Source organism: Pseudomonas nitroreducens, from assembly GCF_024170165.1.
Lineage (GTDB): Bacteria > Pseudomonadota > Gammaproteobacteria > Pseudomonadales > Pseudomonadaceae > Pseudomonas > Pseudomonas nitroreducens_C.
The window spans coordinates 90693-116504 of record NZ_JALJXP010000013.1 but is presented as its reverse complement, the minus strand read 5'-3'; the positions used below and the strand labels follow the sequence as shown (position 1 = coordinate 116504).

The 25812-nt window shown below is 66.8% G+C and carries 23 protein-coding genes; 7 read left to right on the top strand and 16 right to left on the bottom strand.

What is annotated here, in order from left to right:
• The first annotated feature begins 234 nt into the window (after window positions 1-234).
• Window positions 235-846, top strand: a complete 612-nt coding sequence (locus J2T47_RS23500) for a hypothetical protein (RefSeq protein ID WP_253452330.1) — start codon at window positions 235-237, stop codon at window positions 844-846.
• A 60-nt stretch (window positions 847-906) separates the two neighbouring features.
• Here J2T47_RS23500 and J2T47_RS23495 read toward each other — a convergent pair whose 3' ends face one another.
• The 5 genes from J2T47_RS23495 to J2T47_RS23475 all read right to left on the bottom strand — a co-directional run bounded on the left by J2T47_RS23495 (window position 907) and on the right by J2T47_RS23475 (window position 6414).
• Window positions 907-2880, bottom strand: coding sequence for a BCCT family transporter (locus J2T47_RS23495; RefSeq protein WP_253452328.1), 1974 nt, complete (start codon window positions 2878-2880; stop codon window positions 907-909).
• A gap of 121 nt (window positions 2881-3001) precedes the next feature.
• A complete protein-coding gene (locus J2T47_RS23490) occupies window positions 3002-3535 on the bottom strand; it encodes a PqiC family protein (protein WP_253452326.1) in 534 nt (177 codons plus the stop codon).
• 29 nt (window positions 3536-3564) lie between these two features.
• A complete protein-coding gene (locus tag J2T47_RS23485; protein WP_253452323.1) occupies window positions 3565-5205 on the bottom strand; it encodes an intermembrane transport protein PqiB in 1641 nt (546 codons plus the stop codon).
• A complete protein-coding gene (locus J2T47_RS23480) occupies window positions 5186-5821 on the bottom strand; it encodes a paraquat-inducible protein A (RefSeq protein WP_253452321.1) in 636 nt (211 codons plus the stop codon). The genes J2T47_RS23485 and J2T47_RS23480 overlap by 20 nt, the downstream gene beginning before the upstream one ends.
• Window positions 5818-6414: a paraquat-inducible protein A gene (locus J2T47_RS23475; protein ID WP_253452318.1), complete on the bottom strand. Its 597-nt coding sequence runs from the start codon at window positions 6412-6414 to the stop codon at window positions 5818-5820. Before J2T47_RS23475 ends, J2T47_RS23480 begins: the two co-directional genes overlap by 4 nt.
• A 220-nt stretch (window positions 6415-6634) precedes the next feature.
• Between J2T47_RS23475 and aspT the strand changes: the two genes are divergently transcribed.
• Window positions 6635-8323, top strand: a complete 1689-nt coding sequence (gene aspT / locus J2T47_RS23470) for an aspartate-alanine antiporter (RefSeq protein ID WP_253452315.1) — start codon at window positions 6635-6637, stop codon at window positions 8321-8323.
• A gap of 29 nt (window positions 8324-8352) precedes the next feature.
• Here the strand turns inward: aspT and J2T47_RS23465 are convergent, their stop codons facing one another.
• Entirely contained in the window at window positions 8353-8784 is a 432-nt protein-coding gene (locus tag J2T47_RS23465; protein WP_253452312.1) for a glycine zipper domain-containing protein, read from the bottom strand.
• Between the two features lie 325 nt (window positions 8785-9109).
• Between J2T47_RS23465 and J2T47_RS23460 the strand changes: the two genes are divergently transcribed.
• From J2T47_RS23460 to J2T47_RS23450, 3 genes are read left to right on the top strand one after another with little or no spacing between them, the layout of a single operon-like run.
• The gene (locus J2T47_RS23460) at window positions 9110-9700 is read left to right on the top strand and encodes a c-type cytochrome (RefSeq protein ID WP_301295664.1); all 591 of its coding nucleotides are present in this window, start codon (window positions 9110-9112) and stop codon (window positions 9698-9700) included.
• A 9-nt stretch (window positions 9701-9709) separates the two neighbouring features.
• Window positions 9710-10765: a c-type cytochrome gene (locus J2T47_RS23455; protein ID WP_253452306.1), complete on the top strand. Its 1056-nt coding sequence runs from the start codon at window positions 9710-9712 to the stop codon at window positions 10763-10765.
• A gap of 60 nt (window positions 10766-10825) precedes the next feature.
• Window positions 10826-11356, top strand: coding sequence for a hypothetical protein (locus tag J2T47_RS23450; RefSeq protein WP_253452303.1), 531 nt, complete (start codon window positions 10826-10828; stop codon window positions 11354-11356).
• 45 nt (window positions 11357-11401) lie between these two features.
• Here the strand turns inward: J2T47_RS23450 and J2T47_RS23445 are convergent, their stop codons facing one another.
• The 10 genes from J2T47_RS23445 to J2T47_RS23400 form a co-directional block, all read right to left on the bottom strand.
• Complete coding sequence (locus tag J2T47_RS23445) at window positions 11402-13912, bottom strand: fused MFS/spermidine synthase (protein ID WP_253452496.1); 2511 nt, start codon at window positions 13910-13912, stop codon at window positions 11402-11404.
• Between the two features lie 124 nt (window positions 13913-14036).
• Entirely contained in the window at window positions 14037-15611 is a 1575-nt protein-coding gene (locus tag J2T47_RS23440) for an arylsulfatase (protein WP_253452300.1), read from the bottom strand.
• A gap of 111 nt (window positions 15612-15722) precedes the next feature.
• Window positions 15723-16721, bottom strand: a complete 999-nt coding sequence (locus J2T47_RS23435) for an HAD family hydrolase (RefSeq protein ID WP_253452298.1) — start codon at window positions 16719-16721, stop codon at window positions 15723-15725.
• 13 nt (window positions 16722-16734) lie between these two features.
• Window positions 16735-18057 carry a hypothetical protein gene (locus J2T47_RS23430; RefSeq protein WP_253452295.1) on the bottom strand — a complete coding sequence of 441 codons (1323 nt, stop codon included), beginning with the start codon at window positions 18055-18057 and terminating at the stop codon, window positions 16735-16737.
• Window positions 18054-19628, bottom strand: coding sequence for a VWA domain-containing protein (locus tag J2T47_RS23425; protein WP_253452293.1), 1575 nt, complete (start codon window positions 19626-19628; stop codon window positions 18054-18056). Before J2T47_RS23425 ends, J2T47_RS23430 begins: the two co-directional genes overlap by 4 nt.
• Window positions 19628-20635 carry a VWA domain-containing protein gene (locus J2T47_RS23420; RefSeq protein ID WP_253452288.1) on the bottom strand — a complete coding sequence of 336 codons (1008 nt, stop codon included), beginning with the start codon at window positions 20633-20635 and terminating at the stop codon, window positions 19628-19630. The genes J2T47_RS23425 and J2T47_RS23420 overlap by 1 nt, the downstream gene beginning before the upstream one ends.
• Window positions 20622-21119 (bottom strand): DUF4381 domain-containing protein, encoded by a 498-nt coding sequence (locus tag J2T47_RS23415; RefSeq protein WP_253452286.1) that lies wholly within the window; start codon window positions 21117-21119, stop codon window positions 20622-20624. Before J2T47_RS23415 ends, J2T47_RS23420 begins: the two co-directional genes overlap by 14 nt.
• Window positions 21116-22057 (bottom strand): DUF58 domain-containing protein, encoded by a 942-nt coding sequence (locus J2T47_RS23410; protein ID WP_253452283.1) that lies wholly within the window; start codon window positions 22055-22057, stop codon window positions 21116-21118. The genes J2T47_RS23415 and J2T47_RS23410 overlap by 4 nt, the downstream gene beginning before the upstream one ends.
• Before the next feature lie 10 nt (window positions 22058-22067).
• On the bottom strand, window positions 22068-23042 hold the full coding sequence (locus J2T47_RS23405) for an AAA family ATPase (RefSeq protein ID WP_253452494.1): 975 nt from the start codon (window positions 23040-23042) through the stop codon (window positions 22068-22070).
• 219 nt (window positions 23043-23261) lie between these two features.
• Window positions 23262-24209 (bottom strand): AraC family transcriptional regulator ligand-binding domain-containing protein, encoded by a 948-nt coding sequence (locus J2T47_RS23400; protein ID WP_253452280.1) that lies wholly within the window; start codon window positions 24207-24209, stop codon window positions 23262-23264.
• Between the two features lie 90 nt (window positions 24210-24299).
• Between J2T47_RS23400 and J2T47_RS23395 the strand changes: the two genes are divergently transcribed.
• Both J2T47_RS23395 and J2T47_RS23390 read left to right on the top strand, forming a co-directional pair.
• On the top strand, window positions 24300-25166 hold the full coding sequence (locus J2T47_RS23395; RefSeq protein ID WP_253452277.1) for a sterol desaturase family protein: 867 nt from the start codon (window positions 24300-24302) through the stop codon (window positions 25164-25166).
• Window positions 25163-25759, top strand: coding sequence for an NADPH-dependent FMN reductase (locus tag J2T47_RS23390; protein WP_253452272.1), 597 nt, complete (start codon window positions 25163-25165; stop codon window positions 25757-25759). Before J2T47_RS23395 ends, J2T47_RS23390 begins: the two co-directional genes overlap by 4 nt.
• Window positions 25760-25812 lie beyond the last annotated feature (53 nt).

Below are 25812 nucleotides of genomic sequence, written 5' to 3'. Positions count from 1 at the left end.
GATTGCACTGCCCGCACGCGACAGCAATTGCCGGGTCTGTCTGCGAGGAAAAGAGCGGCGGAGCCCCTTCCCCAGGCTCTCGCCTGGCGCGTGCCCTGTCGTGAAATGCTCACTGCACCGATCGACTGGCAGGCAGATCCGCCGGGTACTTGCCGACCGTGCGTCTAAGCTCTTGCGACACAGGGGCCTGGAGCGATTCCATGGAGTCGGGCCGCAAAGCCAAGGAGACTGCGCATGTTCAGATTCATCAAGACCACCATTGCCGGTGGGCTGCTCTTCATACTTCCGCTGGTACTGCTGTTCATCCTCATCGAGAAGGCCATCCATCTGCTCAGCGGCCCCCTGCAGAAGGTGCTGCCGATCTTCGAGGGTTTCTCGGTCGCGGGAGCCACCTCCGTCACCCTGGCGGCCATCGTCCTGCTGCTGATCTTCTGCTTCCTCGCCGGCCTGCTGGCCAGGACCGCCGTGGCAGCAAATGCCTTGCAGGCGCTGGAGGACAAGCTGCTTGGCAACCTGCCGGGCTATCAGCTGCTCAAGGACGCAACGGCCCGCTTCACTGGCATGGAGAACATCGAGGGAGCCCGGGTCGTGATGGTCATCCAGGACGCCGGCTACCGGTTTGGCCTGTCGCTGGAAAGCCGCGGTGACTGGCTGCTGGTCTACATGCCCGACGGCGGTCCGGCCGGCGGCACCGCGGGAGAGATACAGACGCTTTCCAGCGATGCCGTGGTGATGACCGACATTCCCTGGCTGTCGCTTCTGGCCTGCCTTCGCCGGGGCGGCCGGGGAGCGCTGGAGCTGGCCGCCCCCTACCTGGACGCAAAGGCCCCGGCCGGCGCTGCATAAGCCCTTCCCGCAGCGCCTCTCGACGGGCCCCGCCAGCGGCGGCGGAACCCATGAGTGCCCTCAGCGCACCACATGCAGGTAGTGCAGATGGCGCTCGTACTGATCCAGGATGTCGGCAATCACGTCGTCGCGGCTCCAGCCCATGATGTCGTAATCCTGGCCACCCTCGCGCAGATGCACCTCGGCGCGGAAGTACTTGCGGGCCTCGCCACCATCGCTGTCGTCGAGCACCACGAAGCTCGGGCTGGTGAAGGCTCGCGGACGAACCTCATAGCGGAAGTGCGCTTCACCCGAAGGCGAGAGGTCGAGGCTGACACGGCCATCATCCAGCTCCACCACCGTGACCTCCTGCCCCTGCTTGCGCAATTCTGCCGCCACTTCGTCGCAGGCCGGGCGGACTACCTCGCTGATGAAGCGGGTGACGTGGGCGCGGCGGGGCTTCATGGCAATGTTGCGCAGGCGACGCTGCCAGCCGCCCTCGTGGTGGGGCGCATGGCGCGGGGCGGGCAGCGCCTGGTTGCGCAAGCCGCGCCGGGTGGCGTCCAGGTTCAGCGCGCGGAACAGCCCCCAGATCGACGCCAGCAGGATCACCGAGAACGGCAGTGCGCTGGCAATGGTCGCCGTCTGCAGCGCCTTGAGCCCATTCGCCAGCAGCAGCGCCACGGCGACCACGCCGATGCTCACCGACCAGAAGATGCGCTGCCACAACGGCGAATGCGCATGCCCCGAAGAGGCCAGCATGTCCACCACCAGGGCGCCGGAATCGGCCGAGGTCACGAAGAACACCACCACCATCAGCACTGCCACCATGGACACCACGCCTGACAGCGGGAAGTGTTCGAGGAAGGCGAACAGCGCCAGCGAGCTGTCCTGGTCGACCACGCTCGCCAGGTCGCGCACCCCGTCGTTGAGGATCATGTGGATGGCCGAATCGCCGAACACCGTCATCCACAGCAGGGTGAAGCCGGCCGGCACGAAGAGCACGCCACAGACGAACTCGCGGATCGTCCTGCCACGCGAGATGCGCGCGATGAACAGCCCCACGAAGGGCGACCAGGACAGCCACCAGCCCCAGTAGAGCAGCGTCCAGCCGCCGATCCAGTCGGTGGGCTGATAGGCGTAGAGGTTGAAGGTCTTGTTGACGATGTCCGACAGGTAGGCGCCGGTATTCTGCACGTAGGTCTGCAGCAGGAAGACGGTGGGGCCGAGCAGCAGCACGAAGAGCATGAGGATCACGGCCAGCGCCAGGTTCAGCTCGGACAGGATGCGGATGCCCCGGTCCAGGCCGCTGGCGACCGAGAGCGTGGCCAGGCCGCAGGTCACCGTGATGAGGATGATCTGCACCGTGGGATTGACCGGCAGGCCGAACAGATGGTGGAAGCCACTGTTGATCTGCAGCACGCCGTAGCCCAGCGAGGTGGCGACGCCGAACACCGTGCCGATGATGGCGAAGACGTCCACTGCATGGCCGATGGGCCCGTAGATGCGCTCGCCGATCAGCGGGTAGAGCGCCGAACGCAGGGTCAGCGGCAGGCCCTTGCGAAAGCTGAAGTACGCCAGGATCAGGCCGACGATGGCGTAGATCGCCCAGGCGTGCAGCCCCCAGTGGAAGAAGGTGATCTTCATCGCCTCACGGGCGGCGGTGACGGTGCCCGCCTCTCCCACCGGCGGGCTGGTGAAGTGCATGATCGGCTCGGCGACGCCGAAGAACATCAGGCCGATGCCCATGCCGGCGGAAAACAGCATGGCGAACCAGCTGCTGCTGCGGTACTCCGGCTCGCTGTGATCGGGGCCAAGCTTGATGTCACCGTAGCGGCTGACCGCGAGGAACACCACGCTGATCAGGATCAGCGCCACGGCGAGGATGTAGAACCAGCTGGCATTGCCGAAGATCCAGCGCTGCACGCTGTCGAACTGCGCCTGGGCCTGGGCCTGGAACACCACGGCGTACAGCACGAGCAGGAAGATCAGCGCGGCGCTGGTGTAGAAAACCGGTGGATTGAGGGTGCTGCGGGGGCGGGACGAAGTCTCCATCAAGTGTTATCTCCTGTAACGCATCAACCTGCGCCAGAAGCGGGCGCAAGCGCTGCCAAGGGTAACCTTTTTCGGCATCGAAGATTCTCGACGGGGCAGCGCTGCCCTTCCCCGCCGGAACTCACGGACAGGTGCGCGCGCCCCCGGCACTGGCCCGCGCCACCTGCTCCGCCAGCTTGTGCAGGTTGCTCTGATGCGCGAGGACCAGGCTGTCCACACTGTTGTCCGCGCGGGTCTGCAGGCTGCTGCGACAGGTCAGTGACTGATCGCTGCCGCGCTTCTGCAGGCGCCATTGCGCGTCCAGCAGCGAATACTGCCCCGGTACCGAGTCAAAACGCTGCACCTCTACCCGCAACAGCGCCGCACCGGGCCCCGGCGCGCCGAGCTGGTCCTGCAGGGCGTTGCCGAACTCGTCCACCAGGTTGGCGCCCCACCACTCGGTCTCGAGAATGACCAGGCCACTGCCACCCTGGCGAATCACCATCTGCGAGCGATCCACCTGCGGCGGCAGGATGACGCGCTCGACGCGCACCTGAGCGCTGGCGGGGGTGCCGGGCTGGGCCGGCAGCAGCGTGTGATAGTGCACGGGCGCGCTGCTACAGCCCCAGAGCAGTGGGAACAATCCTGCCAGCAGCAGCAAGGATGACTTCGGCATCGGCTTTATCTCCTGTGTACGGTGCTGGCTCATGGCTGCAGGTTGTCCGCGTCCGCACCCTTGGGTTTGCCGCGGATGAGCGATTCGGGGTGCCGTCCGAGGTAATCGGAGAGATCGCGCAGCGAGCGTGACATGCGATCCAGCTCATTCAGGGTGTCGCTGAGTTTTTCCCGCTGCGGCGAGTTCTCGCCCAGCGCCGCGTTGGCCGTGGCCAGGGTCGAGCGCACCTCGGCCAGGGTACTGGTCACCCCGGGCAAGGTCTGGGTATTGAACTGCTTGAGGCTGCCCTGCAGTTCGCGCAGGTTGCCGTCGAGATTGTTGGCGATGCGCTCCAGCGGCAGCTTGCGGATACGCTCCACCACCGCCTGCAACTGCTCCTGGAGTTTCTCCAGGCTGCTGGGAACCGTGGGGATCAGCAGGGGCCGGGCAGTGCCATCGAAGGCCACGGGCTTGGCATCGGGATAGAAGTCCAGGGAAATGTACAGCTGGCCGGTCAACAGGTTGCCGCTGCGCGCCTGGGCGCGCATGCCATGTTCGACGAAGCTGCTGATCACGCGGCTGACGCCGGCCTCGTCCCCGGTGGAGCTCTTGAAAGCCCGCAGCATCTTCTGATGCACCGGGCCCAGTCGCTGCGGATAGATGACGGCATCGACCAGCACCGGGAAGCTCTGTTGTTTCTCGTCATAGTCCAGCTGGATGCCCGTGACCTTGCCGAATTCGACGCCCATGAACTCCACCGGCGCCCCGACGCTGAGCCCGCGCATGGACTGGTCGAAGCGCAGGCGCAGGTACTGGGCGATACCCGACGGCGGCGCCAGCGCGCCCTCGCGGTCGGCGTACAGGTCGAAGGCCTGGTTGTCGTTGGCAGCCGCTACGTCGTCGCTCCCTTCCGGCGTGCCGAAGGCCAGCCCGCCCACCAGCAGCGCCGAGAGCGACTCGGTATTGACCTTCAGGCCATTGGCGCCCACATCGACGTCCACGCCGCTGGCGTTCCAGAAACGGGTGTTCTGGGTGACGAAGGCGTCGTTCGGCGCCTCGACGAAAATGCCCAGGTCCACCCCCTTGCCATCGCTGCGCAAGGCATAGGAGGTCACCTGCCCCACCGGGATCTTGCGGTAATAGATCGGCGAGCCGATATCCAGCGAGCCGAGGTCTTCAGCGCGCAGCACGAAGCTCTTGCCCTTCTCGCCATAGGTGATCGGCGGCGGGGCCTCCAGGCCGGTGAAGCGTTTCTGCGGAGCCCGCGACTCCCCGGCATCCGCGCCGATGAAGTTGCCCGACAGCAGGGTGTCCACGCCGGTGACGCCACCGGCGCCGATACGCGGGCGCACCACCCAGAACTTGGCGCCCTGGGTGGCGAAGGATTCCGCTTCCTTGTTGAGTTTCACCGTGGCATTGACGCTGTTCTTGTCGTTGGCCAGCTCCACCGCCTCGACCTCGCCGATGACCACGCTGCGGTACTTGACCTGGGTCTTGTGCGCAACCAGGCCTTCGCCGGTCCTGAAGGAGATTTCGATGGTCGGCCCCTGCTCCATCCAGTTGCGCACGATCAGCGAGGCGCCCACCAGCAGTGCGACTATCGGCACAATCCACACCATCGACACGTTCCAGCGCCGCGTGCGTACCGGTGCGGGCCCCGGAGTGCCTGGCTTAAGGGTGTCCTGCTGCATCAATAGGGTCTCCGTCGTCCCAGATAAGCCGTGGATCGAAACTCATGGCGGAAAGCATGGTGAAGACGACCACCAGGCCAAAGAAAAGAATGCCCGGGCGCGGCTCGATGGTGCCCAGTTCGCGCATCTGCACCAGGGCGGCCACCAGCGCGACGACCAGCACATCGAGCATCGACCAGTAGCCGATCAGTTCGACCAGGCGATACAGCTGCGAGCGCTGACGTTGTGCCCAGCTGCTGCGTCGCTGCACGGTCAGCAGCAACATGCCCATGGCGAGGAACTTGATCGCCGGTACGCCGATACTGGCGATGAAGATGATCAGGGCGATATCCCACGCCCCGCTTTCCCAGAATTCGAGCACGCCGCCGCCGATGGTGCTGTCGATGCCCTGGCCGAGCATCTCGGTGTGCATCACCGGCAGCAGGTTGGCGGGGATATAGAAGATCAGGGCGGCGATGAGAAACGCCCAGGCGCGCGTGACGGCATCGCCCTTGCGAACATGCAGCGGCGCGCCGCAGCGCCCGCAGTGATGGCCGTGCTCATGGACGTCGCAGGCGAGGCCGCAGCCATGACAGAGGCACAGGTCGAGTTCGGTCGCCAGAGGGGGCCGGCTCATACGCGCTCCCAGAGTTCGCGGATATCCTTCCCGGCGATGTAGAGGATCAGGACGCTGAGCGCCGCCATGGCCAGCAGCCCGATGCCGGGGATCACGTCGAGCAGGCCGGCCAGCTTGATCACCGCGACCATGGTCCCCAGCAGGCAGACTTCCAGCATGCTCCATGGGCGCAGGGCCTCCAGCCAGCGCATGCTGAAGGCGAAAGCGGGTGCCCGGCGCCCTGCCTGGGCGAATGCCAGCACCCAGATGAGCAGGGCGATCTGCAGCACCGGGGCGAGGATGATCGCCAGCGCCACGACCAGCGCGATGAGGGTGATGCTGCCGCTGCTGAGGATCATCACCGAATCCCACAGCGTCGCGGAGTTGGTCAGCCCCTGCATGCTGATGGTCATCACCGGGTAGCTGTGGGCGAAGGCCAGCAGGATCGCCCCGGTAATCGCCAGGGCCAGTCGTTGCTGAATGCTCAGCGCATTGTGCCGGTGCAGGAGTCCGCCACAGCGTTCGCACAGGGCGCGCTGATGGCGCTGCAGCGGCTCGCGCCGATACACCGCGTCGCAGTATTCGCAAATGATCAGATCGTTGGAGGTCGACATCCGGACTCTCGAGTTTCCGTGTGCGCGCTACTGCCCCCGATTCGCGCCACGGTCATGTCGGGGAAGACTAGTCGAATAATCCATGGGCAGTCGCAATACAGCCGAGAAAATGGCGTTCTTGAAGGCTCGGTGGAGCGGCTCACAGATTCTCCAGGGCCAGCCATACTGAGACCCGACCCCGGTTTCCAACAGCGGCCCATTACGAGAGGGAGAGTCGTCGATGGTCGATTTCGTGTTGCATGCACTGCGCGCCAACCCCGAAATGGCAGTCTTTCTGGCCATCGCACTGGGCGTGCTCCTGGGCCGCGTCCGCATCGGCGAATTTCACCTGGGCTCGGTGGCCGGTGCGCTGCTGATGGGCCTGCTGATCGGGCAGATCGGCCTCGAAGTACCGCATGTCCTGAAGTCGGTGTTCTTCGCACTGTTCATCTACGCCGTGGGCTTCAAGAGCGGGCCGGAGTTCTTCGGCAGCCTCAACCGCGGCACGCTGAAACTGGTCGTGCTGTCCGTCGTGCTGTGTGGCACGGCGCTGGTCACCATCCTGGTCATGAACCGCCTCTTCCAGTTCGACGCGGGCTTCACCGCCGGCCTGGGGGCAGGCGCGTTGACCGATACGGCAATCATGGGGACCGCGAGCAGCGCGATAGCGCAACTGGCCATCGATGAAGCCGCCAAATCCCAGCTCAACAGCCACATGGCGGTCGCCTACGCCATCACCTATGTATTCGGCACCATCGGGCTGGTGGTCTTCGTCGGCACCATCGCCCCCAGGCTGCTGCGGGTCGACCTGAAGGATTCGGCAAGAGAGCTGGAGCTTCAGCTGGGCATCGAGCGGGAGGAGAACGCCATCAGCATTCCCTACACCCGCATCGTCGTACGCGCCCACTGCCTGAGCGTGCCCGCCGCCGTTGGCCAGCGCATCGCGGACATCGAAGCACTGCATGCCTCGCTGAGTATCGAGCGGGTCATTCGCGACGGGCAGATACTGGAGCGCTCACCGGACCTGAAGCTCAGCGCCGGCGACATACTCGCGGTCTATGCCCTGCGCGAGGCCGTGCCACAGCTGAACCAGTGGATCGGCCCGGAAATCGACAACCCGGAAAGCATGTCGTTTCCCACCCGTGATGCCGACATCGTGCTCACTTCCCGCAAACTGGTCGGCAAGACCATTCACCAGATCAAGGCCATGCTGATCGGCTCCGAGCGCATGGGATGCTACATCCGCACCATCACCCGCCAGGGGCTGGAGCTGCCCCTGCTGCCCGAAACGGTGCTGTACCGGGGGGACGTCATTACGCTGGTGGGCCGCACCGCGAGCGTGGAGGCCCTGGCCGAGCAGATCGGCCTCATCCGTACCAGCAATTACAAGAGCGACATCGCCATCCACGCCCTGGGGATGGTGGTCGGCTCCCTGGCCGGCATGCTGTCGACGCATATCGGCATGATTCCCGTGGAGCTGGGGATTGGCGGCGGCGTGCTGCTGGCGGGCCTGCTGATCGGCTGGTTCAACTCCCGACACCCCGAACGGGGCGCCTTGCCGCCCGCCGCGCAATGGGCCTTCTCCGAGTTCGGCCTGACGGCATTCGGCGCCGTGGTCGGCCTGCTGGCCGGACCCGCCGCCATCACCGCCATCCAGGAGCAAGGCGCCGCCCTGCTGATCGCGGGAGCGATCGTCACGATCATTCCGCCGCTGGTGACGCTCTATTTCGGCCGCTACGTGCTCGGGCTGCACCCGATGATCCTGTTCGGAGCGCTGGCCGGAGCCCAGACGGAAGCCGCGTCGATGAACAAGATCATCGAGCAGTCCGGCAGCAACACCCCGGTCATCGGCTTCACCGTCTGCTACGCGATTTCGAACGTGCTACTGGCCGTCTGCGGGCCGATCATCGTGGCCTTCACTGCGCCCTAAAAAGTCGCTCGCCGAAACCGGGGCGACGGTCAGTGGTGGTGTTTGTGCTTGTGGTGATTGTCGTGGTGATCGTGGTGGTCGTGATTGTCATGGTGATCATGGCCATCGTCGGCCAGGTTGTTGCCGATGGCGCTGCCCGCCGCGCCGCCCAGCCCCGCACCCACCAGGCCGCCGGTTGAACCGCCCACCTTGCTGCCGATGACCTGGCCACCCGCCGCACCGAGACCACCACCAATGGCCGCCTCGGTCTTCTTCCCGTCCTTCGCCGACATCGCGCCGCCCGCTGCACCGCCGACTCCAGCGCCAATCGCGGCGCCAGTGCTGCCGCCGACGGCATTACCCACGACGCTGCCCAGGGCGCCTCCGACACCGCCACCGAGTGCCGTGGTCGTGGTCTCGCCGGCCATGACGCCTTGTGACGCCAGGATGGTTAAAGCAAGTGCTGAGAGGGACTTTCGCATCATTGACTCCAGGAACTGTATACAAGACGACCAGTCTGTAGGACGCGAAACTTGCGGACAAACCGATCTTCACGGTGCATGGACCTGCGTCAACGAATCGGCCCGCCACACCCCCGCCCGTCGCTTCGCCGAGCGCTCCGCCACACCCGGCGACGAGTCGCCCAGCGGTTCACCAGCGATGCCTGGCAGGCGCATCCAATCCTGCCCGCCACCCGCTTGCATGCCACCCGGTGCTTGTAAAGGCAGGCAGCGCAGTGGAATGTCTCGCGGCTGACGATGCCGTCTACACTCAGCGCAGTCGCAGCATGTAGAGGCGGGAAACTCGATGCTCAGATGGCCTTCTGTCGTACTACTTTCATGTATTGCCGGAGCGGCCGTCGCCGACGAAATACCGGATGCCGTTCAAACCTGCGCGGTCTGCCATGGCATGCAGGGCCAGGGGACCGCACAAGGTCCGGTACTGGCCGGGCTGTCAGCCAGTTACATCAGCGCACAGGTCGCGAACTTCAACGCCAGGCGGCGCAGCAATGCCCTGATGGGACCGATGGCCGAAGCCTACGCCTCGGCCGATCTGCTGCAGCCTGCCGCCGCCTACTTTGCCGCCCAGGGCAAGCCGCCCGCGCTGCAGGTGCGGGGCCAGAACCTGGCCGCCACGCCGGCGGAGAAGCTCTATTACCAGGGCGACATGGCTCGCGACATCCCGGCCTGCTTCAGCTGTCACGGGCCCTCGGCCATCGGCGGCGGGCCCTTCCCGCGACTCGCCGGACAGCAGACGGCGTACCTGGAGGCCCAGCTGCACGCCTGGCGCAAGGGCGAACGCAGTGGCGATCCCGACGGCATGATGGCAGCCATCGCCAAGCGTCTGAACGACAAGGACATCACCGCGCTGGCCAGCTATCTGGCGGCGATTCGCTGAGGAGCGCTCATGAACAGGCCCTTGCTCTACCTGTCGCTGGCGGGATGCATCGCGCTGCCCGTCCAGGCGGCCGACCCGGTGACCACCGCCATGGAAGAAATCACCGCGCAACCCAAGGCCCGGGACGCCCACTACTTCACTCCGCGCGACCTTTCGCGAATCCCGGACGGCGCCTTTGGCGACAAGGTCCGCCGCGGCTACCAGCTGATCGTCGACACCCAGCAGCTCAAGGGGCGCTATGTGGGCAACCAGCTGAACTGCACCAACTGCCACCTCGATGCGGGCACCAAGGCTTACGCCGCCCCGCTATGGGCGGCCTACCTGGCCTACCCGGCCTTCCGCAAGAAAGACAACCGGGTGAACAACTTCGCAGAACGCGTGCAGGGCTGCTTCAACTACTCCATGAACGGCAAGGCCCCCGAGCTGGGCTCGACCGAGCTGGTGGCGATCTCCGCCTACTCGTACTGGCTGCTCATGGGCGGCCTGCTGGACATGTACGGCATGCAGGACAAACCAGTGCCCGAACTCAGCGATGAAGCGCTGCAACGCGGTGGTCGGGACGAATCCTTCAAGCTGCCCGGACCGCTGACCGGCAAGGTGAAGATGGAGGGCCGCGAACGGATGCCCGGACGTGCCTTCGCCGCCCTGCCCGCGCCACCGCAGGCCTACTCGCCGCAGCGCGGCGAAGCGGTTTACGCGCAACACTGCGCCGTCTGCCACGGCGCGCAGGGCGAAGGGCGCAGGATGGCCGACGTGCCGGTAATCCCGGCGCTGTGGGGAGCCGACTCGTACAACTGGGGCGCCGGCATGCACCGCGTCAACACAGCGGCCACTTTCATCTACGAGAACATGCCGCTGGGCAAGGCCGTGCAGCTGAACGTCCAGCAGGCCTGGGACGTGGCGGCCTACCTGAACAGCCGGGAACGGCCGCAGGACCCGCGCTTCGACGGTAATGTCGCCAGCACGGCCAAGCGCTTCCATGGCTCGGATCAGGGCTACTACGGCCAATCCGTCGACGGTGTGCTGCTCGGCAGCCAGGCATTTCCGGCCGGCGTCGGACATTGAGCCGGCTGGCTCTGCCAGCGCCCACCCGTCCGAGCAACCGACAACCAGAAGGGGGACCCCATGACATCGATATTGCAGAAGGCCAAGCACGAGTTCATCAAGGCGCTGCCGCCGACCATCTTCTTCTTCGTCATCCTGCACATCGTCGCCGCCATCCGCGCGCTGATGATCAAGGGCAGCGGGGTTCCGCTGCCCGTGACGGCCTCGGTACTGATCGCCTCCCTGGTGCTCGGCAAGTCGGTACTGGTGGCCGACATGCTGCCCTTCATCAATCGCTTTCCCGAGAAGCCGCTGATCTGGAACGTGACCTGGAAGACCGTGATGTACGCCCTGGTCGCCCTGTTCGTGCACTACCTGGAGCGGCTCTACGAGTACTGGAAGGAAGCGCCCAGCCTGCTGGACGCCAACTCCATGCTGTGGACGTCGATGAACTGGCCGCGCTTCTGGGCAGTGCAGATACTGCTGGTCACGCTGATCTTCATGTACTGCGTCATCTCGGAGCTGGCACGGGTGATCGGCCATGAGCGACTCAGGAAAATGTTCCTGGGCCCCTTGCCACCCCGCCCCGCAGACGACCACCCGCCGCAGTGATGACCAGCGCCGGTGGCAGGTCCTTTACCTGCTACCGGCGGACGCTCAAGGCGCCCCCAGGAACCAGCGGTAATAGGGGTTGTCGCCATCATCCAGGGCCACCTGCCGGGCATCCTGCGCCCAGCTCTTGCGGTCGCCGCGGTAGGCACTCAGGCTCAGGTCGTAGAAGCGCCGCAGCCGCAGCCAGTTGTCGTTGACCGAGGCCTGCACCGACGGCAAGGCATTTTCCAGCGGCGGCGCGGTGCGCAACGCAAGCAGTGTTGGCAGCACCCGGGCGATCTCCTTCGGACGTACCCACGGCGCGTACTCGATGCGCGGGTGATCGTCGGTCACCGGCAGCGCGTCGCCGGCGTATCGTTCCAGCCCGGCGCGGTCGGTGACCCAGGTGGCCAGCAGCGCTTCGACCGAGTCGACCCCGACCTCCCCCAGTGCAGCGGCGACTTCCGGCTGTTCGAAGCGCTGGCGGATGGTCGTCACGTCCAGGTGCAGCGGCTGCAGCGAACCCACCAGCAGCATCTCGTGGAACTCGGTGGTCCACAGCGTCGCGTAGGGGAAGACGTCGATGAAGCTGCGCACCAGCGAGCGGCTTTCCTCGTCGTTCTGCGTCGGCAGAGGCAGCCACTGGGCGACCACCCCGCCCTCCTCCAGGCGCGCGGCGGCCAGCTGGTAGAAGTCGCGGGAATACAGGTTGACCACCCCGGCGGCCGAAGGCGGCGGCGGTTCCAGGGTGATCATGTCGTAGCGCTCGGCGCTGCGCAGCAGCTCGCGGCGACCATCGCGCAGGCGGATGTCCAGGCGCGGATCGTGGATGGCGTCGAAGTTGCCCTTGAAGTTCGGCGCGGCGGCCAGCACTTCGGGCAGCAATTCGGCCACCACCGGATGCTGCAGGTCGCGGTAGCGCAGCATGGCGCCGGCAGTGATGCCGGTGCCGAAGCCGATCACCAGCGCCGAGCGCGGCTCGCCATTGTGAATCAGCAGCGGCAGCAACGCCTGCAGGCGCATGTAGCGCAGCGAGGGCATGGCATCGCCGGTGTTGGACACGCCCTGGATATAGAGGCGGTTGAAGCGGTTGTCGCCACGCCCCTGCTCCACCACCGCGACGGTGCCGCCGCGGCCTTCGGCGTAGTAGCCGATGCGCCCGTTGCGCGCGCCGGGCATCAGCTCGGCCAGCAGCTGCGGCGGCGTCGTGGCGCCTATGCCCACTGCCAGTACCGCCACGCCGGCAACGCCCAGGCGCAGCTTCCTGCTCACGCCCTCGCCGCGCCAGACGGCCAGCAGGCCGATGACGGCAGCCAGCGCGCCGAGCACGGCCAGGGTGCGCACCAGTCCCAGGCCGGGGACGAGCACGAAGCCGGTCAGCATCACGCCGACGATGCCGCCCAGGGTATTGAGCGCCACCACCACGCCGACATCGCGGCCAACGTGGTCGCGATCCACCGACAGGCGCAGGGCAATGGGGAACGCCGCGCCCAGCAGGGTCGTCGGCAGGAACACCACGCACAGCGCCGCTACCGCGAAGCGCGCGCACATGCCCGCCAGCTCGCTGCCACCGGCCTGCATGACCAGCCATTCGGCGCGGGTCTGCAGGCCGAACAGCCAGTCGCCCAGGCCGGCGATCTGCAGGATCGCCAGCAGCCCGGCGGCGGCGATGAGCAGGCCGAACAGGCCCCAGGGATCGCGGATGCGGTCGGCGCGGCGGGCGTACAGGGCGCTGCCCAGCACCAGGCCGCAGAGGTAGGTGGCCAGCACCACGGCGAAGGCGAAGGTGCGGGTGCTCATGAACTGGACGATGGACTGCGTCCAGACCACCTCGTAGCCCAGCGCCACGCCACCGGCGACGCAGTACAGCGCTATGGCCAGGCGCGCCGCACGGCTGCGCGGGCCGGCTGCCGGTGCATCCTGCGCCTGGGTCCGTGCCGCCTGCTGGCGAATCAGCAACGCGCCGCCAGCAGCGAACAGGTTGAACACGGCAGCCGCGCAGGCACTGGCCAGGACGCCCAGCCAGGGCAGCAGCACGAAAGCCGCCAGTAGCGTGCCGGCGATGGCGCCGGCGGTGTTGGCCGCATACAGGCCACCACCGGCGCGGCCCATCTGCCCTTCGGCGGGCTCCAGCGCGCGCACCAGCACCGGCAGCGTGCCGCCCATGAAGAACGCCGGTACGCCGACCAGTACGAACGGCAGCCCCCAGGCCAGGGCCCCGACAGCTTCCTCGAGAAACGCGAAAGCGCTGGCGGCGTTGGCCAGCGCGAGAGTAGCGGCGACGCCCAGCAGCGCCACCAGGAATTCCAGACCGGCATACAGGCGCAGGGGCCGTTCCAGACGGTCCGCGAGTCGGCCGAAGGCCAGGCCGCCCAGGGCCAGGCCGGCAAAGAAGGCACTGATTGCGGTGGTGACGGCATACACCTCCACCCCCACCACCAGGGACAGCTGCTTGACCCACAAGACCTGGAACACCAGCGCCGCTCCGCCCGAAGCGAACAGCAGCAGTGCCGGCACCCAGGCCGCGAGCCCAGGTTGCGAACGATGCTGCGTCGACGTGGCGCGACGGGAGTTCATCGGGGACGAGCTGACCGCTGGAGGCATCGAATCAACCTTGTCTGACAGTAAAGCCCCCGCGACAGCCAGGCTGTCGCGGGGGACGGGAGGAGCACCCGCAAGCGGGCGCTCCGGCTGGCGATCACTACTTGGCGCCCTGCTTCATCTTCGCTTCGATCTTCGCATCAACATCCCTGCGGATCTGGTCGATGCTGAAGCTGGCCGGGCGTTGGCTCGGCGGATAGTCCACGAAGGTCTGCAGGAAGGCTGCCGCCTTGCGAGTACCCTGGAACAGCAGGTAGTCGTTCTTGGTCAGCCAGTCGTAGTACTGGTCGGAGACCACGTCAGCCCGCTCGTAGGGGTCCATGCGCAGGTTGAACAGCTTGGGTACCCGCAGGCAGGTGAAGGGCTCGCTCCAGACTTGCAGGCCACCCGGTGCGCGTTGTTCGCACCAGACGATCTTCCAGTTGTCGAAACGCATGCCCACCAGCTCGGCCTCGTCGTTGAAGTAGTAGAACTCGCGGCGCGCGCCCTTGTCGGTCTTGCCAGTCAGGTAGTCCAGCTGGTTGTAGCCGTCCAGGTGCACCTTGAAGTTCTTGCCACCCACATCGGCACCCTTGAGCAGGCGCTCCTTGATGTCGGTATCGCCAATGGCGGCCAGCAGGGTCGGGAACCAGTCCAGCCCGGAGAACATCTGCGTGGAAACGCTGCCCGGCTTGATGTGATTCGGCCAGCGGATCATCGCCGGCACCCGGTAGGCGCCCTCCCAGTTGGAGTTCTTCTCGTTGCGGAACGGGGTGGTGGCGGCATCCGGCCAGGACCACTGGTTCGGGCCGTTGTCGGTGGTGTAGACGACGATGGTGTTGTCGGCGATCTTCAGGTCGTCCACTGCCTTGAGCAGCTTGCCGACGTCGCCGTCGTGCTCGAGCATGCCGTCGGCGTACTCGTTGCCCGGCATACCGCTCTGCCCCTGCATGGACTCGCGCACGTGGGTGAAGGCGTGCATGCGCGTGGTGTTCATCCAGACGAAGAACGGCTTGTCCGCCTTCACCTGCTTGTCCATGAAGTTGATCGCGGCCTGGGTGGTTTCGTCGTCGATGGTCTCCATGCGCTTGCTGTTCAGCGCACCGGTGTCCTCGATCTTGCCGTCGGCGGTAGCCTTCAGCACACCACGGGGAGAAGCGGCCTTGACGAAGGCTTCGTCATCCTTGGGCCAGTACGGACGCTCGGGCTCTTCCTCGGCGTTGAGGTGATACAGGTTGCCGAAGAACTCGTCGAAGCCGTGCTTGGTCGGCAGATATTCGTCCTTGTCGCCCAGGTGGTTCTTGCCAAACTGCCCGGTGGCATAGCCATGCGCCTTCAGCGCCTGGGCAATGGTCACGTCACGGTCCTGCAGGCCCACCGGCACACCCGGCATGCCCACCTTCGACAGACCGGTACGCAGGATCGACTGGCCGGTGATGAAGGTCGAGCGGCCGGCGGTGCAGCTGTTCTCCGCGTAGTAGTCGGTGAACATCATGCCTTCCTTGGCGATGCGGTCGATGTTCGGCGTCGTGTAGCCGACCACGCCGAAGGCATAGGCGCTGATGTTGGTCTGACCGATATCGTCACCGAATATCACCAGGATGTTCGGCTTGTCCGCCGCGCTGGCGATTGAGCACCCCATTATCGCCGTCGCCGCCAGGGCGAACCGCGATATCCATCTTCCCGTGCGCTTCATTGGTGTTTCTCCATTCCAGTTACTGGTCGTTTTGCCACGACTGCGTTCACTGGAGATGCCGACTGCCTGGCTGGAAATCCCCGTGTCCCTGCGGTTTTGCTTGTTGGCTTGCTATTGATCGAACGGATAGATCCGCTTCCACTCCCTTGCCATGTCCACTACCACCCATTCCTTGCTCTTCGCCATGTCGAGCGCCTTGTCCAGGCGCCCGACCTTGCTCTGCCGGTCGTAGGCCCATTCGCGCTTCTCGTCGGTGTGGTGCACCAGTCCGGCGAAACGCAGGCCTTTGCCAGCGGTGGTCCATTGCAGCATCTGCAGGTCGCCGTCGGAGTTGCCGAAGGCCAGGATCGGCCGCCGGCCGATGATGCTGTCGATGCTCTCCGGCTTGCCCGGGCCATCGTCGTTATGTACCAGCTGCGGCAGGCGCTGGATCGACAGCTTGCCGTCGCGGTCCTCGAAGCGGCTGCCCAGGGTGGTGCCGATCACCTGCTCGGGCGGAATGCCGTAGACCTCTTCGGCGAAGGCGCGCATGAACGCCACTTCGCCGCCAGAGACGATGTAGGTCTTGAAGCCGTTGGCGCGCAGGTAGCCCAGCAGCTCCAGCATCGGCTGGAAGACCATCTCGGTGTAGGGCTTGTGGCTGCGCGGATGCCGGGCGCTGGCCAGCCAGCGGCGGGCATTGGCGATGAACTCGTCGGTGCTCACCCCGGCATGGGTCGCGGCGACTATCTGCAGGATGCCCGGCATGCCACTGTCGGCCAGGGCCTTGTGGTCGCCTTCGAGCACCGCCTTGAACGGCTGCACTTCCTTCCAGCGCGGGTGCTGCGGCGCCTGCCGCTTGACCTCGTCGAGGGCGAAGAGCACCTGGAAGTACATCGGCTGTTCGCTCCACAGCGTGCCGTCGTTGTCGAACACCGCGATGCGTTCGGCCGGCGGCACGAAGTCCTTGCCGCCCTCCTGGGTCACCGCCCCGACGAAGGCGATGATCGCCTGCCGCGAGGGTCCGTCGTTCCAGGATGGCAGTGGCTCGGCGGCCTGCGCCAGGAATGGCAGGCCGAGCAGCAGCAGGAGCATCCAGCGGGCTATCGGTTGAGCGGGGTTCGAATGCATGCGCGTCCCTGGATCACGGATTCAAAGGTTTGAGAGCGTGGGCCGGCAAGCTCGCTGGCTCGCCCTGCACCACTTCCCGGCGGATATCCGGCAGCGCCTGGATCAGCGGCTCAAGCCCCGAACCCGACTGCGTACCTGGGCGGCCGTAACGGCCCCTGAGAAAAGCTAGCAAAGGATTGGCGACTTTGACGCTCTGTTCGGGAACCGCTGCACTCATTTCACGACAGCCGTTGGTCCGGCGAAGCCAGAGATAGAGCGCCCCCAGCTGCGGCGGGTCGCCTGCGAGCTCATGGCGCACCTGGCGCCAGGCATAGTTCGGCGAATCGAGCCACTGCTGGCGACGACGCTGGAAAGCGCCTTTCGCCGCCGCGCTGATAGCGCCGCCCCAGAGCCGAACAGCGTAGCCAACGCCTGCCAGCACCAGCAGCGCAGCGAGCAGGACCAGCCAGTGGCCGGCGATGCGCACCTGCGCCTTGCGGCCGAGCGCGCGCAGATCCTCGCTGATGGAAAATGGTGCCTGGTAGACCGCAGCCGCCTGGGCCGACAGCTTCAGCTCCGGCACCGACACCGAGCGCTGCTCGCCGCTGTCCGCCGCCCACCAGTGCAACTCGATGGCCGGCAGCCGGAAGTCGCCGGGCTGGTTGACCACATAGGTCACCGCATCCACCCGCTCGCCGCCCAGCACGCCGCCACGGCCATCGCTCAACGGCTGCACGGTCGGGGTCTGCAGGTAACGGCGCAGGCCGTCCACCTCGGCGAAGTCCGGCGCGGGAATCAGCATGGCCTGCGCGTCTTCCGCACGGACGTGCAGCGTGCGCGTCAAGCTGTCCCCCACCCGCAGCGGCTCGTGGGAGGCCTTGAGTTCCTGGCTGACGGTCACCGCGCTGGCCACCAGGCGCTGTCCGGCTTCTGCGCTGGCACCGGCGGGCTGGCTGGCGCTGAAGTGCAGCGCCGGGCTGCGCACCTGCACCGGGCCGCTGGCCTGCCCCGGCTGCACCTGGATATCCAGCGCCGGGATGTCGAATTCGCGCGCCGCTTGCGGGGTGATCCGGTAACGGAAGCGCAGGCCGAAGAACGGCTTGCCGTCGATCGTCTCGTTGAGATGGGTGGCCTCGCTGGAAGGTTCGGAGACCACCGCCCCTGCCAGTTGCAGTGGCGGCAATTGTGGCGGCTGGCTGAACCAGGTATCCACCAGCAGATCGATCTGCAGGCTGAGCGTACCGCCGACCATCACCGACCCCGCCGGCTGCAGCTCGGCACGCACCTTCACTTCGGGCTCGGCCGCCAGCCCGAGCAACGGCAGGCACAGCAACAGGATGGCCAGTAAGCGCTTCATGATCCGGCCCCCGCCGCGGCATCCTGCAGGCTGAACTTGCGGCGCAGGAACTGCGCCGGCGATGTGCTCAGGTTGTTCAGCCACTGGTCGTCGGACTCGGCCTCGCCGGCCTTGCGCTGCACGTCCTTGCCCTTGCCGGCGGTGTTGTCGAAGACTTCCTGGTCGGGCTTCTCTTCGGGCGGGCCGGCCTTCTCCTGCGCCTCGCGGTCCTTCTCCAGCGCCTCGGCCAGCGCCAGGTTGGCGGTAGCCTGGGGGAAATCGGCCTGGCGCTTCAGCGCCTGTTGATAGGCGCCGATGGCCTGATCGAACTTCGACAGGCGCACGTAGGTGTTGCCCAGATAGAAATAGGCCTGCGCCGAATCCAGGCGGGCGAAGCTGGCCAGGGCCAGCGGGTAGTCGGCCGCGTGATAGGCGGCCACGCCCTTCCAGAACGGGTCGCGGAAGTGCTCGGCGGCCTGCGGGTAATGTTCGTGTTCGAACGCCCAGCGCCCCTGCTGGTCGGCGGTGAAGAAGGCATCGGCGAGCGCTCCGGCGCGTGCGGGCTGTGGCATGCCGCCCAGGCTGGCGGCGAGCAGCAAGGCGCTCAGCCAGTGCACCTTCCAGCCTTTGCGCACGCTCAGCAGCACGAGCAGCAGCAAGGGCCAGCAGAGCCAGTAGCCGGCATCCTTCCAGTGCAGCTGCTTCTCGTCGCCCTGGGCGGCCTGGAAGTGCTGCTGGGCGTGCAGCTCGATCCAGTCCAGGTCATCGTCGTTGAGGGTCAGGCTGCCCAGCGGCGCATCCGCGGCGTCCGCCAGGCCCTTGAGGCCCTCGGTATCGAAGGTGGCGAGCAACGGGCGGCCGGCGGAATCCTGCTGGCCCCCGGCAAGCAGGCCACCATCCTGGCTGCCGACCGCCAGCACCAGCACCTGCAGGTCGCTGCCGCGCAGGGCCTTGTCGATGGCGTCGAACTGCTGCTTGTCGGCACCATCGGTGAGCAGCACCAGGGTGCCCGGCGACTGCTCGGCGGCCAGCAGCCGCCTGGCCAGTTCGATGGCGCCCAGCGCGTCCTTGCCGCTGCGCTGGATCAGCCCCGGCGCCAGCGCCTGGAGGAAGCTGTCGAGCAGCGCCGCATCCTCGGTCGCGGGCAGCACCAGGTGCGCGCTGCCGGCGTAGGCGATCAGCGCCGTGGGGCTGCCCGGCCGGCGGGCGATGAGGTCGTGCAGCTTGTGCTTGGCCGCCTCGATGCGCGAGGGCGGCACATCGTTGGCGGCCATGGACGGCGACAGGTCCAGGGCGAGGATCAGCGGCGCGCGGTTTTCCATGAAGGCCGGGCGATCCTGCTCCCAGGTGGGCCCCGCGCCGGCGACGGCGCCGAGCACCAGCACGGCGCCAAGCCACTGCACCGGGCGCACGCGGTGCTGGTCGACCGGGGTGATCACCAGGTGCTGCAGCAGATGCGGCGCGATGATCCCGTCCAGGCGCCGCGCCAGGTCGTGACGGCGGCTCCACAGCAGCGGCAGCAGGACGCCCGGCACGATCAGCAACAGCCACCAGGGGCGCAGGAAATGGAAGGCACTGAGATCGATGTCCATCAACCCTCCGCTTCCTGGCTGGCCGGCGTGCTGTGAGACACCGCCAACCGCCCGCCGATGGCTGCCAGCACATGGCCGACCAGCAGCAACAGCAAGGCTGCGCCCAGGGGAATCCAGAACAGGTCGCGCTTGGGCTGGTGGCTGAGGGTCTTCACCTGGTGCGGAGTGATCTGGTCCAGCGTCGCGTAGACCGCCTGCAGCGCCTCGCGGTCGCCGGCCCGGAAGAACCGCCCGCCGGTGGTCCGGGCGATGTCCTGCAGCGTGCGCAGGTCCACCTTCGCGTCACCGCTGGCCTCGGGATCGCCGATGCCGATGGTGTGCACCACCACGCCACGCTCATGGGCCAGCGCCGCGGCGTGACTGGGCGTGATGGCGCTGCCGGTATCGTTGCCGTCGGTGAGCAGGATCAGCACCTTCTGCTGCTCCGGCGCTTTCTCCAGCAACTTGATGGTCAGGCCGATGGCATCGCCCAGCGCGGTATTGGGCCCGGCCATGCCGATACCCACTTCGTCCAGCAGCATCAACAGGCTGGCGTGGTCCTGGGTCGGCGGCGACTGGGCGAAGGCGCCGGTGCCGAAAACGATCAGGCCGATGCGGTCTTCCTTGCGCTGGCCGATGAAGTCACGCACCACGCCCTTGACGATGCTCAGGCGGTCGACGCGGTTGCCCGCGGCGTCCCGATAGTCGTTGGTTTCCATGGACTGGGAGATGTCGATGGCCAGCATCAGGTCGCGGATCGGCTGCACGCGCTGGATGGGTTTTTCCACCAGCACCGGGCGCGCGCAGGCCAGCAGTAGCAGCACCCACAGCAGCAGGTTGAGCGGCAGTTGCCAGCGCTCGCCGGCCGCGCCGCCCCGGCCCGGCTCCTGGCCGGCGGCGTGGCTCATGGCGGCGAAGAACGGCACCCGCAGGGCGCTGCGCGACTCGCGGTAGGCCGGCAGGTAGCGCCAGGCGAGCCAGGGCAGCGGCAACAGGAGCAGCAGCCAGGGGTATTCAAGCTGCCACATGGTGCACCTCGACCCATTGCCGGCAGGCCGACAGCAGGGCTTGCGCGTCCTGCTCGCCGATGGCCTGGAGGCGCGTATCCAGCGCGTAGGCCAGCAGCGCCAGCTGCCGTTCGAGATCGGCCGGCAACGCCGTCGGGCTGCGCTTCTGCAGGAACGCCTGCCAGTCGGCGCCACCCAGCGGCGCCGCAGCGGCGCCATCGGGCATCGACAGGGCGACCCGCTTGATCAGCACCGGCACCTGGCGCAGCGCCGCGAGCCGCTGTGCCGGATCGTGCAGCGCCACACCGAGGTCGTCGAGCAGGGCCAGCGCCTCGCGCCGGTAGAGATCACGCTGCCATTTGCGGTAACGCCAGACTCCCCATGCCGCCAGGAGCAGCAGCAGGACGATGGCGAGCCACACCCAGGCCCAGGTCTGTGGCCAGTAGCTGACCAGCGGCGGTGGCGGTGGCAGCTCCTGGAGTTGATCGATGCTGGGAATGCTCATCTGGCCAGGCGCCCGAGTTCGCCACGCAGCTGCTCCAGCGCGTCGCGCCCGCTGCTGAACATCATCAGCGGCACCTGGCTGCGGCGCAGCAGGGTCGCCACGTTCTTCAGGCGCCCGGAGAGAAATTCCCCCAGCGGCCGGTGGACCTGGCGCCGGCCGACCTCCAGCTCGACCTGCAGCTCGCCCTGGGTGACCGTCACCCGCCCCCTGTCCGGCAGCTTGATGGCGATGGGGTCGAACACCTGCAGGGCCAGCACGTCGTTGTGCGCGCTCAGCTGCCGCAGCAGTTGCAGGGTCTGCTCGGTCACCCCGGCGAAGTCGCTGATGATCACCACCAGGCTGTCGTGCCCGGCCACGCCCAGGCACTGGCGCAGCACGCGGTCGAGTTGCCCCGGGGAGTCATCGTCGCTGCGCGTGGCATGCAGCGCATGGTTGTGGCGAACGATCGCGGCGCACAGGGCCTCTACCCGCGCCCGGCTGCGCAGGGGGCGGATGTACTCGATCTGGTGGTCACCGAATACCAGGCCGCCGACCCGGTCGCCGGCCTGCAGTGCCATCCAGCCACCCAGCGCGGCCAGCTCGGCGGCGAGCACCGACTTGAAGCTGCGCCGGGAGCCGAAGTACATGCTCATGCGCTGGTCCACCAGCAGCAGGGTCGGCCGGTCGCGCTCCTCGGTGTAGCTGCGCACGAAGGGTTTTCCATAGCGCAGCGAGGCGCGCCAATCCAGATGACGCAAGTCGTCGCCGGGGTTGTACTGGCGCAGCTCGTCGAAGCTCAGCCCGCGCCCGCGCAAGCGCGCGGCATGGCTGCCGGAGAGGATGCTGGAAAGCGGTTGCCGCGACACAAAGCTCAGGCCGCGCACGCGGTGCTCCAGCAGCATCAGCTGGTCCAGCGAGGCGTAGACAAAGCCATCGGCAACCGGTTGCGATTCGGCCATGGATACCTCCTCAGGCCGGGATCGCCACTTTGTCCAGCAACCGGTCGATCACCTGATCGGCACTCACCCCGTCCGCCACCGCGTCATAGGACAGCAGCAGGCGATGGCGCAGCACCGGGTGGACCACGGCGCGCACATCGTCGGGCGTGACGAAGTCGTTGCCCGCCATCCAGGCATGGGCGCGGGAAACCCGGTCGAGGCTGATGCCGCCACGCGGGCTGGCCCCCACCTTCAGCCAGCGCGCCAGGTCGGCGTCGTAGTCGGCCGGGCGGCGGGTGGCGTTGATCAGGTCGATGAGGTAGCGGTCGATGGCCTCGGAGACATGCACATCACCGACTTCCTGGCGCGCGGCGAATACCGCCTCCTGGGCCAGCGGCGTGATCGCCTCGGCCGCCGCGCCGGACTGCTGGCTGCGCTCCTCGGCGCGCACCAGCTGGAGCACACGGGACTCGTCCTCGACCTTGGGGTAGTCGATCAGCAGCTTCATCAGGAAGCGGTCCATCTGCGCCTCGGGCAGCGGGTAGGTGCCTTCCTGTTCGATGGGGTTCTGCGTCGCCAGCACCATGAACAGCCCCGGCATGCGGTGGGTCTGCCCGGCCACGGTGATCTGCCGTTCTTCCATGGCTTCGAGCAGCGCCGCCTGGACCTTGGCCGGCGCGCGGTTGATCTCGTCGGCGAGGATGACGTTGCCGAACAGCGGCCCGGGCTGGAATTTCAGCTGGTTGCCCTGCTCGGTCTGCTGGAGGATTTCCGCGCCGGTGATGTCCGAGGGCAACAGGTCGGGGGTGAACTGCACGCGGCTCATGCGTGCGTCGAGGTGCCGCGAGAGGGTCTTCACGGTGCGGGTCTTGGCCAGTCCCGGAAGGCTTTCCAGCAGCACATGACCATTGGCCAGGAGGCCCAGCAGGATGTGCCGGACGGTGTCTTCCTGACCCAGTACCTGCGCCGAAACGGCGGCTTCCAGACCTGCAATCTGTTCACGCATGGACACGGGTTTGTTCCTTGTTCCGTCGATTCGGATTCCTTGCCGATGGCGTGCTGGAGCTGAGCGCTCCGCAAACTGCCGTGCCACCGCCTGCGGGGTAACTGTAGCTCCTGTGAAACGCCGCGCCATGCTGGCACTTGTCGTGAAATGAGCAGGCCGCCACAAAAGCAGGCTGCTCTGCGCGGGAGCATGGGGGGGTGCGCCCCGCCCCAGAGCCGCTCAGTCGGGTTCGCGCCAGCGTCGGCGGGCGTGCAGGTAGGCGTCCTGATCGCCGTAGCCCAGGCGCGTGGCGATCTCGCCAGCCGCGAGCCCCTGCAGCTCGAAGTGCTGCTCCAGCTCACCGCGTACCAGGTCGAGCAACTGGCGGAAGCTCAGGCCCTGCTCTTCCAGGCGCCGGCGCAGGGTCCGCGCGCTCTGGTGCAGGGCCGCTGCCTGTTCCTCCAGCCCCGGTACCCGCCCTTCGGCCAGCGCCCGGCGCATGTTCCGCGCCAGCCTGGCGGCCCAGCCGCTGAGCTGGCGCTGGCGGCCCAGGCGGCGGTCGAGTTCCTGGCAGATGATCTCGAGCATGCCGGCATGCCGGCTGAGCAGCGGCAGGGCCAGGTCTTCGGTGGCGTAGTACAGGCGATTGCCGCCGCTGCCGAATTCCACCGGCACGCCGAATGCCTCGGTGTACTGTGCGTGATAGGCCGGGCGTGGGTGACTGAACTCCACCCGTAACGGCTTGAGGGCGCGGCCAGTGGCCTCGCGCATCACGGTGAGACTCATGACGAAATAATGCTCGACGGTGAAACGGGCGAGATCACCGGGGGCATCGATCATCACCTCCACGCCGGCGCCCCTGTCGTCCTCGAGGTAGTCGATGGTGTCCATGTCCGACGCCAGCCGCCCGTAGCGCGCCCACAGCTGCAGGGCCTCGCCCGCGCTGGCGCAGTAGCCGGCGGAGAGCGCCAGGATGTGCCGGTCCTGCGTCGTGAAAAGCCCGAACAGGCGCAGGCCGATGGCCGGGTCATGCTGCTGCGCCTCGGCCAGCAGTTCCTCCAGGGCGACCATGCTGTAGTCGCCTTCACGATGCCGGCGCATGCCCAGCAGGTAACGCTCCAGTACCAGTCCCAGCGAACCACGGTGGTAACGCTGCGGATTGGCCACTTCTCGGGGATTTCTGTCCATTTCACGCCTGACGCGGGCCGGGCCCTTGTTTTCTTATTGTGCTTGCCGCGCCCCGAGGGGCAATCAAGAAGCTAACAAGAAGAGAGTGCCATGAACTCTGAACTGCTCGCCAATAATCCGACCCCCGTGGTGGTCGCGATTTTCCTTGCCTTCATGCTGCTGGAAATGGCCTGCGCACGTTTCCGCCAGCCCGCATCCAGGCGTCGCGACACCATGCTGGAGATCTTCGGCTCGGGCGTCCTGCTGCTGGTCACCTTCCCGCTGATCCTGTTCACCACCAACCACCTGCTGGGCCACTTCGCCCCGCAACTGCAGGGCCGCCTGGCGGACATTCCGTGGTACGCCGCCCTCGGCCTGTTCCTGGTGCTGGATGACATGACCCAGTACTGGTGGCACCGCCTGACCCACCGCGTGCCCTTCCTCTATGCCCTGCACCGCGCCCACCATTCGGCGCCGTACATGAGCATCCGCATCGTCTATCGCAACAACAGTTTCTACTACCTGCTGATGCCCGGCATCTGGCTGACCAGCGCGCTGGTCTACCTGGGGCTGGCGAACTTCTACTACGGCTACCTGATCGTGAAGATGCTGGTGATCTTCGGCGCGCACAGCAGCGTCGCCTGGGACGAAAAGCTCTACAACATCCGTGTGCTGCGCCCGCTGATGTGGCTGCTGGAGCGGACCATCTCCACCCCGGCCACCCACTCGGCGCACCACGGCCTGAATGCCGAAGACGGTGTAACGAACTACAAGGGCAACTTCGGCAACCTGCTGTTCTTCTGGGACGTGCTGTTCGGCACCGCGAAGATCACCCGCCGCCGCCCCCCGGCCTACGGCATCGAGGACATGCAGCCAGTGAGCTGGCAGCAGGAAGTGTTCTGGCCGCTGGTACGTGATGCACGACCCCAGACACAAGCACAGCCGCAGTTGCAGGAAAGCACGGAGATCGCCCGATGAACCTGAACGTCACCCTGATTGCCGGCTCCAGCCAGCAATCCAGCCAGTCCGCCAAGGTCGCCCGCTACCTGGCCGAGCGCCTGCAGGCGCTGGAAATCTGCCAGAGCGCCAGCGTCATCGACCTGGGCCGCACGCCGCTGCCACTCTGGCCGGCACCGATCGAGGACAGCGCCTGGGGCGAGCAGACCGGGCAACTGCAGAGCGCCGACGCGCTGGTGGTGATTACGCCGGAATGGCACGGCATGGCCTGCCCGGCGCTGAAGAACCTGTTCCTCTATGCCGGCTACCGCGAGCTGGCCCACAAGCCGGCGCTGCTGGTTGGCGTGTCGGCGGGCCTGGGCGGCTCCTACCCGCTCTCCGAGCTGCGCGCCTCCAGCTACAAGAACTCGCGCATCTGCTACCTGCCCGAGCAACTGGTGATCCGCCAGGTCGACCAGGTGCTGAACGGCGCCGAACCGGCCGGGGAAGACGATATGCGCATCCGCCGTCGCGCCGACTGGTCGCTGCGCGTACTGAGTGAATACGCCCACGGCATGCGTGGCCTGAGAGATCGCATCCAGCTTGAGCACAGCGACTTCCACAACGGGATGTAGCTGTTCGCTTCGCTGCCTCGCAAGGTCGCCGGGCACTCACTGCGAGCCCGGCG